Raw genomic sequence first — 16,746 nt, forward strand, 5'->3', positions numbered from 1 at the left:
GGAATTGCAAGCTCTTTTATCAATTCCGGTACGGCTGGAATCTCGTTACTTTTTGATTCGACCGTTCTTTGGGCAAGTGTCAGCCCCAATTCCCCTATCTGTGCACTGATGATATGTAAGGGATTGTCGTATTTTTTCATCTTTCCCGTCGAGCGGATTTCTTTTCCGTCTATGGCAATCGTCAACGTCTTTTTCTTTTGCTTACTTTGTTCATTTTCTTCTGCCTCAAGCTTTGCTGCAAGTTCCGGTACAACAGAAGCAACCCATTGTTTCATACACTCATTCAATGATTCCGGCCGTATGATTGCAAGCAGGCTTAACAGCCACCAGTAGCACGGTATCCGTTTGATTCCAAACGTTTCTTCCAGAAACTTCCTGACATGTTCGGTCGTTGCCCATGCGTGGATTTTCTTTACGCTTTGTAAATCGCATAGGCTTCCCAGAATCACGATGATAACCGCATCTTGTACGCTGCAAAAATATCCGTCGTATTCCCGCTCCGTCTCAAGCACTTCGAGTGCGTCTTCTAATGTTTCCCACCTCATACCCGCACTCTAGCACTTTTTCAACTTTTTAAATAGTACCTCTGAAAATTGATTTCCGTGGGTCTTTGGAGACGGTAATAAAGATAAAATGTCCCCTTGCCAAGCTCCGCTTTATGCCCTATACTTAACGCTATGAGAGAGCGTATACCACATCCTTCCTCCGCATTCCGCGCCGTCATCGCGAGTAAGCATCTGCAAACGGTACGCTGCACAGAGTACTTGACACGACTGCGCAGGTCGAGCAAAATTCTTTGCTTCTTTGCTTCTTTGCTTCTTTGCTTCTTTGCTTCTTTGCTTCTCTGCTTCTCTGCTTCTCTGCTTCTCTGCTTCTCTGCTTCTCTGCTTCTCTGCTAAGGGCTGATTCCGCTCATCCTCCGCATACCGACCGCCCTCATATAAGGGCGCACATTATACACTCCGCACTCCACGCACGAAGGACTCATCGTCTTTTGTGCGTTTTTTTATATACCCACGCAAATCGGTAATTGATTTAATGAGTAATGGATAATTGATAATTGGTAATTGGACAATTTAATTTACACATTAACAATTACCAATTAAAAGAAACTTTGGCAGGAGGATTTTTATGACAAAATTTAGATTTCACAACAAGAAGAAAGGAACGACGGCACTCATCACAGCCGCACTTTTAGCGCTGGCACTGCTTTTTACCGGCTGCTCGAATGGAAGCGGCTCAGGTGGCGGAACGGGTACACCGTCGTCAGCAGACAAAACCTACATGGTAAGTGGGATAAGCTTTACGATGAAAGGCATCGCTGCCGTAACGAATGGAAGCATAGGACACACTAATGCCCCGCACACGGTAAGCTTGAGTGCATATCTGATCGGAGAGACGGAGGTAACGCAGGAGCTGTGGCAAGCGGTGATGGGCAATAATCCGAGCAATTTTCAGGGAAGTTCCAACCCGCCTGCAAACGGCGAAGAACAGGGGAAGCGGCCGGTAGAGAAGGTAAACTGGTATCAGTGTATAGCATTTTGCAATAAGCTGAGTAAGTTGTGCAATCTTGATCCGTGTTACACGGTAAGCGGGGTAGACTTCGATGTACTGAACTTTGGCGGCATACCTACATCGTCTAATAATGATTGGAATAAGGCCGTATGCGATTGGAGTAAAAACGGTTTTAGACTTCCTACGGAGGCGGAATGGGAATGGGCTGCCAAAGGCGGAACAAGCGATAAATGGGCAGGAACGAATGTAGCGAACGAACTTAAAGACTATGCGTGGTATGAGGCGAATAGCGGCGGGAAGACGCATGAAGTGAAGAAGAAATTGCCGAACGGTTATGGGCTCTACGACATGAGCGGGAATGTATATGAATGGTGCTGGGATTGGTACGATGAAAACATGCCTCCGGGCGGGCAGGATCCGACCGGTGCTGACTCCGGTCATTTCCGCGTCGAGCGCAGCGGCAGCTGGAACAGCAATGCAGAAGGCGTCCCTCGTGCGTTTCGGGGCTTCAACAATCCCGAATCCCGCGTCAACAATATTGGTTTGCGGCTGGCTTGTCGTCCCTAGAGCTCACACGAATGGTGTAAACCGTCCCTATTAAAAAATATCATCCCTTACAAAACGACGGTACGTGTGGTATAATACTATCGGAATGAAAAATGTGGGGGGAACAGCTATGAGCATTTCAAACAGAAAATATAAAGACTCGGTTTTCGTCGATTTATTCAGTGAGGACGAAAAAGCAAAGGAGAATTTTTTATCGCTCTATAACGCCTTGCACGGTACAAACCTGCAGATGTCTTGTCCTGTAGAAAATATAAGGCTCGATAATGTCATGTACATGAACATAATAAACGATGTTTCCTGCCTTGTAGACAATAAAATCATAGTGCTTGCAGAACATCAATCAACTATAAATGAAAATATGCCTTTGCGCTTTTTAGAATATATTGCGAGACTCTACGAAAAACTGCAAGCACCCACCGACCGGTATCTAAGAAAGCTCTCAAAAATCCCTACACCGGAATTCTACGTTTTTTATAACGGCACAGAAGACTACCCTGAAAGTACAATTCTAAAGTTATCTGATGCGTTTATAACAAAACCCGAATCGGCACCATTGGAGTTGACGGTGCAGGTTTTAAATATCAATACGGATAAGGCAAGTAAAATCCTAGCGGCATGCAAACCGTTAGAGGAATACAGCCTCTTTGTAGAAGAAGTCAGAAAGCAAACGCAACTCGACAGCGAAAACGGCTTTACCAATGCGGTAAAGATATGTATAGAAAAAGGAATATTAAAAGAATACCTACAGAGAAAATCACGGGAGGTAATTAATATGTTAGTAGCCGAATACGATTATGATACGGACATTGCAGTACAAAGATCTGAAGAAAGACGAATAGCCTTTGCTGACGGCTCGCATCAAAAAGCCCTTGAAACGGCGAAGTTAATGAGGTATGAAAATCTTGGCATTGACTTAATTTCAAAGGTTACAGGGCTTTCCAAAGAAGAAATAAAGGCTTTATAAAATCAATATGTTAGTAGCCGAATATGACTATGATACGGACATTGCAGTACAGCGAGAAGAAAGCTTAAGGATTGGCATACAACAGGGCATTGAGCAAGGAATCGAGCGCGGTATTGAACAAGGTTTTGCCGACGGCTCGCACCAAAAAGCTCTTGAAACGGCAAGGCTTATGAAGCAGGCAAATTGCGAACCGTCTTTTATTCAGCAGATGACAGGCCTTTCCGATGAAGAAATTGAAAAACTGTAATTCGGATAATGGGTAATTCACATACGGCCGTGGAGCACTTCCGCGTACGGCTGAAAAACAGCGGATCGATACACATCTCTGTACGAACGCTTCGTATACCGCTGTACGAACGGCTCGTATACTTCTGTACGAACACCTCGTATGCTGTTGTAGGAGCGTCTCGTATACCGTTGTATGAGCATCTCGTATAGTTATGGGAACCTCTAAAAACTGAAGCTTTTAGAGGTTGCTCTTTCTTTTATGATGTTTTTTATTGCCGCTGTTTCTAAAAAGTATGCGCTGCCTGCAAATTATCGGAGAGCTCTCAAGATTTCGGTTTCGTGAGACGATTTTTTATTCTTTTTCCGATCGTTTTATAAATTGCCATTGTATCTCTTTTCTCGATTCCCCAAATTTCTATGATTTCCACTCTTTCGGGCGTGATAAGTCTGTATACGATACGTATCTTTTTATCGCAGGCATAGAGTTTGTAGTAGCCGGTTAAATCGATATTGTCTTTGTTGCCGAGCGAATCACCTGCAAAAGGATTGTCCGCCAGCTTATCAATTTTTTTTGCTACGTCTTTCCGCACGCTGCCGTCAAGCTTTTTATAATCTTCCAGCGCTTCTCGTATCAATTCGATATGAATTTTTTTATTTGCGGCGGCCACGACGTTCGCCTTTGAACGGCATTATGTTCGGCGCTCTTATGAATCCTCAGGCATTGTTACCGCTTTTGGGTAAAACTTGATTTCCGTGCGGTTGTCCTGAGTCGATTGTTTACCGCGCTTTACAGTTCTTCGATGTATTTTACTCCTTTGAGCGCACCGAACTGCTGGATGACTTCGGCGTGATTTCGCCGTTTCGGAAGCGAAATCGCGATGTTGACGCCGATGTAATCACCGTCGAGCTGCGATTTTTTCATTTCGATGTCGGACAGCGTACAGTTCATTTTACGCGCTTCTTTTACGAACGACGAAAGCGCTTCCGTCGATTTGAATTCGGCGAAGATGATCATGGAGCGAGACATCGCGTTCATCCGTGCGTCGATCCGGCTCATAATCGTCATGATGATAAGCAAAAAGACTCCGGTGATAAATGCACCGATGTAGAACCCCGCGCCGAGCGCCAGTCCCAATCCCGCCGATCCCCAAAGGCCGGCGGCGGTCGTAATGCCTTTGATGCGCATATTGCTTATCATAATGCTGCCGGCGCCGAGAAAACCGATGCCGCTGATAACTTGCGCACCGAGCCTCGCGGGATCTCCCGTACCGTAAAATTCGACGAGGTATAAATCGGTGATCATAACGAGAGCCGAAGAGAGGCAGACGATCATGTACGTGCGAAAACCCGCAGGCCGATGCTTTCTGCCCCGCTCCAATCCGAGTATACCGCCGAACGCTACGGCGAGTGCGAGGCGTGCAAACACCGAAACGGTATTCAGCGATGTCAGTATTTCCGGTAAATCAAAAACGGCATTCGTCATTGTCAGTCTTTCGGCATATCCGCGTTCGGATCGCGCTCCTTGTATTTATTTTCCAACTTTTGCATGAGCATCGGAGAGAATATACTGAATACGCATAAAGCTATCAATACCCAGCATACCGGTGTTGAAAACAGGATAGCAGGATTTCCCTTCGAAAGCAAGAGTGAGCGGCGGAGCCCCCGTTCTCCGATCGGGCCGAGGATGAGCGCGAGGACGATCGCTGCGGAGTTCAATCCGAAGAGCTTTACGAAATAGCCGATGACGCCGAATACGAACATGATGACGACGTCGGCCATGCTGTTGCGGATCGCATAAGAGCCGACGACGCTCAGCGCGAATATGATCGGGATCAAAATCGCGTCTGATACGCGCGAAATCTTTGCAAACCACCTGCTGCCCCACAATCCGAGCGCGAGCATAAAAAACTGCACGAACGCAAAGCCCGCAAAAAAAGTATAGGTGACGGCAGCGTATTTGTTGAAGAGGTCGGGGCCGGGCTGCATATTGTGGATCAAAAGACCGCCCATGAGAACCGCCGTAACGCTTTCGCCGGGAATGCCGAGCGTGAGCGTCGGAATGAGAGAACCTCCGGTAACCGCGTTGTTCGCCGCTTCGGAGCCGGCAACTCCTTCGATGCTTCCGTGCCCGAACGCTTCTTTATGCTTCGATGCACGCCGCGCTTCGTTATAGCCGAGGAACGACGCAATCGACGCGCCCGCACCCGGGAGGATACCGATGACGTTGCCGATAATCCACGAGCGCAAAATCGTCGGGGCGATCAGCTTCATCTCCTTACGGTTGAGGAGGACGCGGTCGTCGAACTCGACCAATTCTCCGGCTTTACGGATTTTGTGATCGGCGAGCACGAGGACTTGCGACATCGAAAAGAGTCCGATGAGCGTCGCGGTAAACGGAAGCCCTTCATACAAGGCCGCCTGTCCGAACGTAAAGCGGAATACGCCGTTCATCGTATCCATGCCGATCGTCGACAGCAAAAGACCGAACGCGCCGGAGATGAGCCCCTTTATCATAGAGTCGGAGCTGACGCCGGCGATAATCGTCAAACCGAAAATCGAAAGCCAAAAATATTCCGGGCTTCCGAACGCCATCGCGAGCTTTGCAAGCGGCGGCGAAAAAAAGTAAAGGGAAATGCAGCTTAAAAGCCCGCCGAAAAAAGACGAGATAACCGCAGTTCCGAGCGCTTTGCCCGCTTTGCCTTGGAGCGTCAGCTGATAACCGTCGATCGCAGTCGCTGCGGAAGCGGGAGTACCGGGCGTGTGAATCAATATCGCTGAAATCGATCCGCCGAAAATCGCACCGCAGTAAATGCCTGCGAGTACGATGAGACCGGTCGAAGGCGGCATACCGAAGGTGATCGGAATGATGAGCGCGACACCCATAGCAGCCGAAAGACCGGGAAGGGCTCCGATCATGATGCCGATCGTCGTGCTTAACAGCATGGCAAGCAGATTGAGCGGCATAACGGCGTTGACGAATCCTGCGCCGATTAATGAAAAATCCATAAAGTACCTCCCGCCTTTTTAGAGCAGCAGACCGCGCGGAAGCGGAACATGCAGGAATGTTGAAAATCCGCCGTAGATTAAAACGAGAAACACGGCGGTCGTTATGATGATGTACAGCGGTTTGATCTTAAAAAATATAAGCGTTCCCGCGATAAACAAAAGACTTGAAATGTAAAAACCGAGTATGCTTATTAAAACGACGTATGCGGACAACATTGCAAAAACGGTAAAAAATTGCTTGGCTTTAAAATGCTCGAAGAGAAGGGGCATATCGTTTTCGATTTTTTTCTCCCGGGCGAATTTTACGAGGCAGCCGACCAAATGCATCGTCGTCAATACGGCGAGCACTGTCATGATAAAGATCGGATAGATGCGCACATCGCTCGGGTACTGCAGCACCATAACAAAGAAAAAAGCGGTAATCGCATAGACCGCCGCAACTAAAATGATGTCGCTTTTTTTCATATAACCTCCGAAGAAGGAGAGGGTAAAGCCGCGTCGGCATAAAACAGCCGACCGCAGCTTTCTGAAAACGCCGATCGGTGCCATGCGGATCAATCGGCGCTTGATGGTCGCTTCGTCAGTTAAACAATGTGGGAAGCGTATTTTTGACGAAGTCCTCCTGCGCGTCCATAAACTGGCCGAGCGCATCGGGCGACATAAAGTCGAGGGCGAGACCCGCGTTTTTGCTCTTTTCGATATTGTCGGGATCGTTTATCGTCTTTTCGAACGCATCGACGTAGAAATCGATTGCAGCCTGCGGAGTATCTTTCGGCGCGACGAGGGCGCGTGCCGAACCGTAGACGAGATTGTAGCCTTTTTCTTTCAGCGTCGGAACGTCCGGCATTTCTGCGAGACGGTTTTCCGTGTAAGTCGCGAGCACTTTGAGCTCTCCGTTATCTCCGATGAGCGGCGCAACGTCGGCCGATTTCGGAACGGACATATCGACTTCGCCCTGGCGAAGCGCGAGGAGCTGGTCGGCGGTTCCGCCGTAGGGGATGCAGCTGATTTCAAAGCCGGCCGCTTTTGCCAAAAGCTGCGCGCCGATGTGGTTCGACGCTTTGACGCCGTTCGTCGAGCATTTTACTTCGTTTTTGTGCGCTTTGCAGTATTCGATCAATTCTTCGATCGTGTTCCACGGCGCATTTTTACGTACGACGACGACCGAAGGTTCGAACAGGTGATTGCAGATCGGAACGATCGAATCTTTCGTAAAGGGGCTGTTCGGCTGGATGGAAAGCGAACTGAAGGTCGGCAGATTGATAAAGCCGATCGTGTAGCCGTCTGGCTTTGAAGTTGCGAGCGTCGTATATCCGATTTTTCCGTCGGCGCCTTCTTTGTTCGTGACGATGAGCGTTTTGCCGACGTATTTTTCGGCGACCGAGCACAGAATACGTGCGCCCGTATCCGTACCGCTTCCGGCTTTGTATGCGACGATAACCGTTACGTCTTTTTCCGGCTTCCAGCTCGAAGCTGCACTTTCCGCGCCGCTTCCCGATTTTTTCGAGCAGCCTGCGAGCACGGCGGCCGCAAAAGCCGCCGTTAAAATAATGCTTCGTTTCATAGTTAATACCTCTTATTTATTAATTTTAATTCCCCTTTATTAATAACACAATCCTAAAATTCGGTAAAAAGGTTCGGAAAAATGAACTTCGCACGTTTGTGCCTGCGTCTTCGTTTGCCGTGCAAATCCTCTGCGCCGAGACTTTTATCGGACGAGCTTTGACGGTGCGTAACCCGTGTAGCGTTTAAAAACCGTGCAAAAATATTTGTAATTCGTAAAACCCGTCATTTCGGCGATTTCGTACATGCGGTATTTTCCCGTATTCAGCAATTCGGCTGCCTTTGCGATACGCAAGCCGTTGAGCAGATCGACAAAGGTCATATTCGTTTCCTGTTTGATTTTTCTGCTCAAATAGCTTACGGAAACGCCGAGAGAGGCCGCTATATCTTCTATAGTAATCTTTGTCCGGTAGTCGTCTTTGATATGCTTGATCGTTTCCGCAACGTAAAAGTTGCCGCTTTGTACGCTGCCGTTGAAAAATCGAAGCACGCGGCCGCTTTGATCGGTATCCGTTTCCGCCGTTTCGTCGATAGCGGTTTTTGCCGATTCGCCGATTTTCTCTTTTGCTCTTTCGATCGCTTCTTCGAGTTCGTCGTCGACGATCGGTTTAACCAAGTATTCGCCGACGTCGAGGAGGATCGCTTGTCTCGCATAATCGAATTCGCTGTAGCTCGACAGGATGATCGCATAAAAACGCTCACCGCAGGCTTTGGCCTTTTCAATCATTTCGAGGCCGCTCATGCCCGGCATACGGATATCGGCGATGACGATGTCGGGACGCGTCTCTTTGATCTTTTGCAAGCCCTCAAGGCCGTCCGCCGCTTCTCCTGCGACGGTGCAGCCGAGTGAAAGCCAATCTATCGTGTAGACCAGTCCTCGGCGGATCAATTCTTCATCTTCTGCGATAAGCACTTTATACATAATCAAAATACTGCGGGAAAAGATATCGTTATTGAAGTTCCGCGATGCAAACCGCTTTTAATAATCATATCCGATTTTTCTCCGTAGAGCAAGCGTATGCGTTTTGCGATATTGTACAGGCCGAAGTGATTCGTCGTCCGCGTACGCTCGGAAAGCATCTTGTGCAGTTCGGAAACTTTTTTTTCGTCCATGCCGTTACCGTCATCCGTAACGTTGATGACGAGGTTTCCGTTTTCGATATGAGCGCGTATAATAATTAATAATTTTCGCTTTTCGGCGGCAAAACCGTATTGGATTGCGTTTTCGATGAGCGGCTGCACGAGGAGTTTCGGTACGATGCAGCTTTGCGCCGCTTCTGAAACATCGATTTTGCAGTCGAGCGTATCGGTAAAACGGAAGCGCTGGATCGCGATGTAGTTTTTCGTGTATTCCAAATCTTCGGCAAGCGTACACCGAGCTTCCGAAGCGTTTATGCTGTAGCGGAGCAGTTTTGAAAGATGATCGATGATCGCAGGGACGGCGTCCGGTTCGAGGGCTACCATGTATTTGATAACCTGCAGCGTGTTCGACAGAAAATGCGGATTGAATTGGCTTTCAAGCTGTTTGATTTGCGCCCTCGTCGTCTCTTCGTTTATCTCCTTATTCTTCCGCAGCAGCTCGTCGATGCTTTGAATCATCGTATTGTACGAATCCGCGATGACGCCGAATTCGTCGTTTTCTTCGAGTATCATCCGCTTTGTTAAATTGCCTTTTTGCACTTCATCGAAACACGCCGTTATTTTGTCGATCGATTCCGTCCGCTTTGTAACCGAGCGCGCGACGGCCGCATAGGTGATGACGCCTGAAAGCGCGATGATGCACAGCAATATCGAACCGCCTAAGACGAGCATCGCGAAACTCCGTTTTACGGCGGAAAAGGCGTAAACGATAAGCGCTTCATCTGCAAGACGTATGCGGCGCTCCGTTTTAAAATAGCGGTTGTTCTTAAAAGAAAAAAAAGACGATGCTTTTGCGGTCTGAGGATTCAAGCGGTTAAAATTACCGGTAAACATTGCCGTCGATGCAAGCGCGATTTCTCCGTAACGGTTTGCGACGACGATATTTGAAACGTGCTCGAGCGTGTGGTTTATAAAATAGAATGCGGGGATGACAAATACGGCATAGCTTTCGGCGAGCTTTTTTCCGATGAGGAAATTACCGCGGAAAAATGCACATTGAACGGTGCCCGGCCGATCCGTCATCCGCTTGTATAAACCCCAGTTCCGTCCGACATCGGGCGGCATAAAGGAGAGCGGCATGGAAGTCGAAGAAAGGATCAGGCGCGAAGCGTCGTCGAAGAGGTAAAAATCGGCCGAATGTCCCTGCCGGTTCATAAATTGAATTTCGAGCGTCAAAAAGGTATTGTCGTTTTTATCTTGCGGCAGTTTCGCTTCAAAGTCGAAAGCCGACGAATTCAATTCCTGCGCATACGTTTGAAAAATCGAGCGCAATTCGCGCACGACCGCTTCGTTGTCTCCTTTGTTTTCCGCAAGGACACCTGCGTTGAAATAAATATAGGCGAAAATAAAAAATGCGACCGCTGCCGAAAAAAGAGGCAGGAGAGACGAAACGGCGACGATACGGAGCATCGCATCGTGAAAACTGTTTTTTTCGTGTTTTACAGTACGCATCGTTTACAACTTGTGACGAAATTGAACGGCGTTTCCTGATAGACGTAATAGTTGAGCCAATTCGAATAGAATAAGTGCGCCGTGCTTCTCCACGTCGAAGAGGGCGTTTTTTGCGGATCGTCGCCCGGAAAATAGTGCTCGGGGATTGCGATCGGAAGATTCTTTTTTTTGTCGCGGACATATTCTTCGGCAAGCGTGTCGGTATCGTATTCGAGGTGACCGGTCATAAAGATTTCGCGGTTGTCTTTCGATTTGATGAGCGTCGTTCCCGCTTCTCGTGAAGAAGCGAGGGCGACGAGTGCTTTGCAAGAAGCGATGTCTTCGGCTCGGATCGTTGTGTGGCGCGACTGCGGAATCGGAAAACTGTCGTCGAAGCCTCTCAGCAGCGGATCGGCGTTCGTAAGGCGCGTGTTCATAAATACGCCGAACATTTTTTTGTCGAGCGGATGTTTATCGATGCCGTACAGGTGATACAATCCCGCGAACGCGCCCCAGCACACGTACAGCGTCGAAAACACGTTCGTCTTCGCGTAGTCCATGATGGCGCACAGTTCGTCCCAGTAATCGACTTGTTCGAAGGGCAGTTGTTCGACGGGTGCACCGGTTATGATCATGCCGTCGAATTTGTGATTTAAAAGCGCGCTCGTCGTGATGTAAAACTTTTCGAGATAATAGCGGCTCGTATGGCGCGACACGTGATTTTCCATGCGCACGAGCGATATTTCGACTTGCAGCGGCGTGTTTGCCAAAACGCGCAAAAGCTGCGTTTCCGTTATTTCTTTTACCGGCATAAGATTGACGATCGCGATTTTCAACGGACGGATATCCTGCGCTTTAGCCCGCGTATCGGTCATGACGAATACGTTTTCGCGCTCGAGGATACTGCGCGCCGGCAAATCCGATTGAATCTTAATTGGCATAGTGAATAAGTATAGCGGAAAATGCTTTATACTGCTAGCCTACGCATTTTTAATAAACTTTTTGATTTTTTTCTTGACAAGTCGGCAGGATGAGGTATAATCGAATTCAGATGTATGCATCTGTTATTGAATATGCATAACACAAAAATGGAATATATCGTGTATGAAATATTTAAAAGATACTGCCTATGAAATAATCAAAAAAAATATTCTCGATTGTAAATACGAACCCGGAACCGTGTTAAATGAAACCTTACTCATTAAAGATATCGGCGTGAGCAGAACACCCGTCCACAATGCTTTGGCTAAGCTGCAAAGTGAAAATCTTGTTACTCTTATTCCGAAAAAAGGGGCGATTGTCTGCGGGATAACACTCAAAGATATGCTTGAAGTGTTGGATATACGGCTTCTTTTGGAACCGGAATTGGTACGGCGATACGGCGATATGCTTGATAAATCAAAACTGGAGAAATTTATCAAAAGATGCGAGCGCGTTTCATCTTTAGGACAAAAACTTCATTTGCATATGGAATTCCATTCGATTTTGTATAATTCGTGTCCGAATCGGCGTTTGCGTGAAATATTGCTCAATCTTGAAAGTCAAAATATCAGAAATCGAACGTATCATCCGAATGAAATACGTTTAAACAAAAGCTTTAGTGAAGATATTACTATAGCGAAATACGTACTGCGCGGCGATTTTGAAAGAGCGGCTCAAGCGGTTCGAACGCATCTTGAAGAAGCGCGAAAATTTGCAATGATAAAATATGTTTGAATATAAACTCTAATGCGGAGGATTCATATATGAGCGTAAATATAACGATCAAAGATGCTGTAAAAAAATACGGCGATAAGACAATTATTAAGAATTTGAATCTGAAAATCAACAAAGGTGAATTTTTTACTCTGTTGGGACCTTCCGGATGCGGAAAAACAACGCTGCTGAGAATGATCGCGGGTTTTAATACGATCGAAGGGGGTGATTTTCTTTTTAATGATACTCGAGTAAACGATTTGAATCCTGCAAAGCGGAATACGGGAATGGTTTTCCAAAACTACGCTATTTTCCCGAATATGACTGTCAGAAAGAATGTTGAGTACGGTCTTAAAGCGAGACATCTGGATCAGAAAACGATACGCGAAGAAGCTGTGAAATTTCTCAACCTTATGCAGATCGCGGAATATGCGGATCGTATGCCCGAGCGGCTTTCGGGAGGTCAGCAGCAGCGGGTTGCTCTTGCACGTGCTCTTGTCATAAAGCCCGATGTGTTGCTTATGGACGAACCGCTGTCGAATCTTGATGCAAAACTGAGAGTTGAAATGCGAGCTGTCATCAAGAACATACAACATACTATCGGGATTACAACGGTTTATGTGACGCATGATCAGGAAGAAGCGATGGCTATTTCGGATCGCATAGCGGTCATGAAAGACGGGGTAATTCATCAAATCGGAGTTCCGAAAGATATTTATCAACGACCGGTAGATTTAATTGTCGCCTCGTTTATCGGAAAATCGAATCTTTTAGATGCGAAGCTGCAAAGCGGCGGTGATATTTTATTTGACGATACTTATAAAGTCGGCATGGAAAACGCGGAAAAAGAAGCGCTTGGAGAGCGGGACGTCGTCGTTTGTGTCAGACCGGAAGACTTTATGATAAATAAAACCGGCAGCCGGGGACTCAAAGGTATTATACAAGACAGTGTATTTCTCGGCTTGAATACGCATTATTTCGTAAATCTGGATTGCGGACAAAGCGTTGAAATAATTCAAGAATCGACGACCGATGAAATCCTTCCCGTCGGCTCTTCCGTTGTGCTTACCGTCAAGGCATCGAAGATCAATATTTTCGACAAAGAAACCGAAAAAAATATTTTCATGTGTGTAAAAAAAGATAAAGAGGAAACCGGTATATGAACAGATATAAAACGTTCGCGGAACGGATAAAAAATATTGATATCTGGACTTTTGTGAGTATCGGGCTTTTACTGTTGTTCGGATTATTTCTTTGTTACCCTTTGTTAAAAATTGTTCGACAGGCTTTTTTTTCAAGCGAAGGAAATTTTACGTTTGCAAATTTTCTTCAATTTTTCAGTCAAAAATATTATTTTGCGACACTTGTCAACAGTTTTAAAGTCGGTATCTTCGTTACGTTTTTTTCCTTACTGATTGGGATACCGTTGGCATATTTTTATTGTTTTTTCCCGCTTCAAGGCAAAAAAATTTTATACATTCTTTGTATCCTTTGCTCGATGAGTGCTCCTTTTATCGGTGCGTATTCTTGGATCCTTCTGTTGGGAAGGAACGGCATGATAACCAAACTTTTTTCGACGTTCGGGATGACGTTGGGAAGCATCTACGGCTTTCACGGTATTGTTCTGGTTCAGTCTTTAAAGTTGTTTCCCCTCGTATTCATATACATGATAGGTGCATTTAAAAATATCGATAATTCCTTATTGGAAGCATCTGAAAATCTCGGCATATCGGGGATTCGATGTTTTTTTTACCTGACGCTCATGCTCACCATGCCGACTATCCTTGCCGCCTCTCTTTTAGTTTTTATGCGATCGTTTTCCGATTTCGGAGTACCGCTTTTAATCGGGGAGGGTTACAGAACCTTTACCGTTGAAATATACAATCAATATTTAAATGAAATGGGAGGAAATAACAATTTTGCCGCTGCGATAAGCGTAATTGCAATTCTCATAACGGCAGCGGTCTTTCTTTTTCAAAAGACTATAGCGCGAAAATTCGGATTTACAATCAATTCCATGCATTCGATCGTTGCAAAAAAAACGGTTTGCAGCGTAAATGTTTTTGCGCATATATTTTCCTATGCAGTCGTTGCTCTTGCTTTTTTACCGCAAATCTATGTGATCGCGGCTTCGTTTCGAAATATGAAAAATCAAGTGATGCTGCCCGGATATTCTTTGAATAATTACAAGGGAGCCGTAAGTAAGGGCGCGTTTCGATATATGGGCAATACTCTGAAAGTCGGCGGCTTGGCATTGTTTTTAATTTTGTTGTTCGCAATTCTGATAGCATATCTTGTCGTACGAAGAAAGCGAACGGTAAACAATATGATCGATACGCTTTCAATGATTCCGTATATTATCCCCGGTTCCGTTGTGGGCATAGCGATGATAATGGCGTTTAATACGAAGCCTATTATATTGACGGGAACGGTGACGATAATGATCGTTTCCGTCGTCATTAGAAGAATGCCGTATACGATTCGTTCTTCTGTCGCCATCTTACAGCAGATACCTATGAGCATTGAAGAAGCTTCGATAAATCTCGGTGCGAGCAAGATGAAAACATTTTGGGGAATCACGGTTCCTATGATGTCGGGCGGGGTCATTTCAGGTGCAATTATGAGCTGGGTAGCGATCATAACCGAATTGTCCTCTGCGATAATTCTGTACAGTAATAAGACCATGACACTCACCCTTGCCGTGTATACGAATATTGTTCGTGGTACGGAAGGGATAGCTACTGCGTATGCAACCATGTTAATGCTGCTGACAATGATTTCGATAGCAGTCTATATGTTTGTATCGAAAGACGGTGAAATATCCGTTTGATTTGATATCGTTCGTCTTGTGACGACATATATAGGGAAATCATCTGTGATGATTTTAGAAAAGGAGGTTTTTTATGAAAAAAGCTTTGCTTATTGCGGTTGTTTCAGCGATTACAACGGGTTTTGTCTTTGCACGAGGAGGCGAAGATGCGGGAAAGGTAAATAACAAATTTGTTCTTTACACGACTTGTAACGATGCTCAGCTGGAAGCGGTTATTCCTCCCTTTAAGGAAAAGCATCCCGATTTGGATATTGAAATCGTTACCGGTTCCGCCGGTGAATTGATTGCGAAATTAAAAGCGGAAAAAGACAATCCTCAAGCGGATGCGGTTCTCGGCGCATTGACATATGAAGGCGTTAGAGGATTTCAATCGTTTATCGAACCGTATCAATGCCCGAGTACAAAAGAATACCCTTCGTATGCTATCGATCCGACGGGATATTTGAATCCCTATGCTATGCAGATCAGCGTTTTTGTCGTCAATAAAGATCTGGAGAAAAAATTGGGCTTTGAGATTACCGGATACGATTCTTTGCTCGATCCGAGACTTAAGGGAAAAATCATCAATGCCAATCCGACGTCCTCTTCCAGTGCGTGGGGACATCTTGTGAATATGGAAGAAATTTACGGCGGACTCGGAAGTACCCGTTTTACCGATTATCTGAAAGCGTTTATTACAAATTTGAAAGGCGTTACGACAAACTCTTCATCTACAGTTTACAAACAGGTTATGAACGGAGAATATGTTGTCGGTCTTTCGTATGAAAGCGCAATTACGCAGCAGCTTCTCGATGGAGCAAATAATATCCGCATCGTATACCCCAAAGAGGGATCGATTGTCGGAATGTTTGCAACAGCCGTTGTCGCAAATGCAAAGAATATGGAGATCGCCAAAGATTTTGTGGAATGGATTGTCAGCAAAAAAGGACAGCAAATATATGCCGAAAAATACGGCGGTCGTCCCGTTCACCCGAAAGTTCCGATTAATCCTATCCTTGCCCCGCTCGATACGATTCATTTGCTTGATTACAACAAGGCTTTTGTCGGTGAAAATACTGCAAAGATCAAAGACGCATGGACAAAAATCTGGGCGAGTTTGAATTGATTATGCTTTCAGCTTTCTTATCGGATTTTTTTCGATAAGAAAGCGGTTTGAAAATTTTATTCGTGCGGAGGGTTTAATACCCCGACGCTTGCGTCGTAACAAAGGGTATTAAAGCCGACTGCAACCACCTTATGAGAACAACATACCTCGACGCTTGCGTCGGGGGTGTTGATTAATTAACGGATGTGAGGCTGGAACTATGTCGTATAATAATGTCGCGAATCAAGTTGCCAAGGATATTCAGGTGAATCGAAATCAAATCGAAGTAAGGGCGACATGGCTTGCTTTGATATATGACGAAATGCTGAGAGCGGGAATTAAAAATACGGAAGAAATACTGAGGAAAGCTATAACCCGCTACGGCACTATCAAGGGAGAAAAGATAAAGAATGCATGCGCAGATCCGCAAGATATGAGACAGTTTGCGGATAAGACACCGAGTAAAACCGGTCAGGCGACATTCAATATGGATCCTGTCAGTTCCGGTTACGACGATGTGCATCTTTCCTTTAAATATTGTCCGCTGTGTGAAGCGTGGGATAAATTGGGGTTGGATGAACAAACTCGCGCGACCTTATGTGATATTGCAATGGACGGTGATAGAGGAATCGCAAAAGCTATGGGCTTTGAGCTCGATATCGCAGATACGATTGCCGACGGAGCGGCTGCGTGTAAATTACATTATCGTAAAAACAAGTAAAA

Annotated in this window: 16 protein-coding genes and 1 pseudogene; 8 read left to right on the forward strand and 9 right to left on the reverse strand. The window is 46.0% G+C overall.

Annotated elements, in window-relative coordinates; genetic code table 11:
• Positions 1-545: ISAs1 family transposase (locus IZU26_RS12515; RefSeq protein WP_433279430.1), on the reverse strand; the 545-nt coding region annotated here is incomplete at its 3' end.
• A 586-nt stretch (positions 546-1,131) separates the two neighbouring features.
• Here IZU26_RS12515 and IZU26_RS12520 point away from each other — a divergent pair.
• The 3 genes and pseudogenes from IZU26_RS12520 to IZU26_RS12530 all read left to right on the forward strand — a co-directional run.
• Positions 1,132-2,082 (forward strand): formylglycine-generating enzyme family protein, encoded by a 951-nt coding sequence (locus IZU26_RS12520; protein ID WP_433279432.1) that lies wholly within the window; start codon positions 1,132-1,134, stop codon positions 2,080-2,082.
• Positions 2,083-2,191: 109 nt separating this feature from the next.
• A complete protein-coding gene (locus tag IZU26_RS12525; protein ID WP_433279482.1) occupies positions 2,192-3,046 on the forward strand; it encodes an Rpn family recombination-promoting nuclease/putative transposase in 855 nt (284 codons plus the stop codon).
• Between the two features lies 1 nt (position 3,047).
• Positions 3,048-3,293: pseudogene (locus IZU26_RS12530) on the forward strand (hypothetical protein); the annotation flags it as partial.
• Positions 3,294-3,597: 304 nt separating this feature from the next.
• Here IZU26_RS12530 and IZU26_RS12535 read toward each other — a convergent pair.
• The 8 genes from IZU26_RS12535 to metA all read right to left on the reverse strand — a co-directional run bounded on the left by IZU26_RS12535 (position 3,598) and on the right by metA (position 11,355).
• Entirely contained in the window at positions 3,598-3,942 is a 345-nt protein-coding gene (locus tag IZU26_RS12535; RefSeq protein WP_433279434.1) for a type II toxin-antitoxin system RelE family toxin, read from the reverse strand.
• A 119-nt stretch (positions 3,943-4,061) separates the two neighbouring features.
• The gene (locus IZU26_RS12540; protein WP_433279436.1) at positions 4,062-4,757 is read right to left on the reverse strand and encodes an MgtC/SapB family protein; all 696 of its coding nucleotides are present in this window, start codon (positions 4,755-4,757) and stop codon (positions 4,062-4,064) included.
• Positions 4,758-4,759: 2 nt separating this feature from the next.
• Entirely contained in the window at positions 4,760-6,280 is a 1,521-nt protein-coding gene (locus IZU26_RS12545) for a tripartite tricarboxylate transporter permease (protein ID WP_433279438.1), read from the reverse strand.
• A gap of 18 nt (positions 6,281-6,298) precedes the next feature.
• Complete coding sequence (locus tag IZU26_RS12550; protein ID WP_021329777.1) at positions 6,299-6,745, reverse strand: tripartite tricarboxylate transporter TctB family protein; 447 nt, start codon at positions 6,743-6,745, stop codon at positions 6,299-6,301.
• A 115-nt stretch (positions 6,746-6,860) separates the two neighbouring features.
• Positions 6,861-7,844, reverse strand: a complete 984-nt coding sequence (locus tag IZU26_RS12555; protein WP_433279440.1) for a tripartite tricarboxylate transporter substrate binding protein — start codon at positions 7,842-7,844, stop codon at positions 6,861-6,863.
• A gap of 144 nt (positions 7,845-7,988) precedes the next feature.
• Positions 7,989-8,765 (reverse strand): response regulator transcription factor, encoded by a 777-nt coding sequence (locus IZU26_RS12560; protein WP_433279442.1) that lies wholly within the window; start codon positions 8,763-8,765, stop codon positions 7,989-7,991.
• A 2-nt stretch (positions 8,766-8,767) separates the two neighbouring features.
• Positions 8,768-10,435, reverse strand: a complete 1,668-nt coding sequence (locus IZU26_RS12565; protein ID WP_433279444.1) for a sensor histidine kinase — start codon at positions 10,433-10,435, stop codon at positions 8,768-8,770.
• Positions 10,423-11,355 carry a homoserine O-acetyltransferase MetA gene (metA, locus tag IZU26_RS12570; RefSeq protein WP_433279446.1) on the reverse strand — a complete coding sequence of 311 codons (933 nt, stop codon included), beginning with the start codon at positions 11,353-11,355 and terminating at the stop codon, positions 10,423-10,425. The genes IZU26_RS12565 and metA overlap by 13 nt, the downstream gene beginning before the upstream one ends.
• 163 nt (positions 11,356-11,518) lie before the next feature.
• Between metA and IZU26_RS12575 the strand changes: the two genes are divergently transcribed.
• The 5 genes from IZU26_RS12575 (at position 11,519) to IZU26_RS12595 (ending at position 16,744) form a co-directional block, all read left to right on the forward strand.
• The gene (locus IZU26_RS12575; RefSeq protein WP_433279448.1) at positions 11,519-12,130 is read left to right on the forward strand and encodes a GntR family transcriptional regulator; all 612 of its coding nucleotides are present in this window, start codon (positions 11,519-11,521) and stop codon (positions 12,128-12,130) included.
• Positions 12,131-12,159: 29 nt separating this feature from the next.
• On the forward strand, positions 12,160-13,272 hold the full coding sequence (locus tag IZU26_RS12580; protein WP_433279450.1) for an ABC transporter ATP-binding protein: 1,113 nt from the start codon (positions 12,160-12,162) through the stop codon (positions 13,270-13,272).
• Positions 13,269-14,939, forward strand: coding sequence for an ABC transporter permease (locus IZU26_RS12585; RefSeq protein WP_310823657.1), 1,671 nt, complete (start codon positions 13,269-13,271; stop codon positions 14,937-14,939). Before IZU26_RS12580 ends, IZU26_RS12585 begins: the two co-directional genes overlap by 4 nt.
• A 73-nt stretch (positions 14,940-15,012) precedes the next feature.
• Positions 15,013-16,044, forward strand: a complete 1,032-nt coding sequence (locus IZU26_RS12590) for an extracellular solute-binding protein (protein ID WP_277055836.1) — start codon at positions 15,013-15,015, stop codon at positions 16,042-16,044.
• A gap of 199 nt (positions 16,045-16,243) precedes the next feature.
• Positions 16,244-16,744, forward strand: coding sequence for an L-2-amino-thiazoline-4-carboxylic acid hydrolase (locus tag IZU26_RS12595; protein WP_021329822.1), 501 nt, complete (start codon positions 16,244-16,246; stop codon positions 16,742-16,744).
• Positions 16,745-16,746: the final 2 nt, after the last annotated feature.

This window comes from Treponema sp. SP13, assembly GCF_050938355.1.
GTDB classification, from domain to species: Bacteria; Spirochaetota; Spirochaetia; order Treponematales; family Treponemataceae; genus Treponema_D; species Treponema_D socranskii.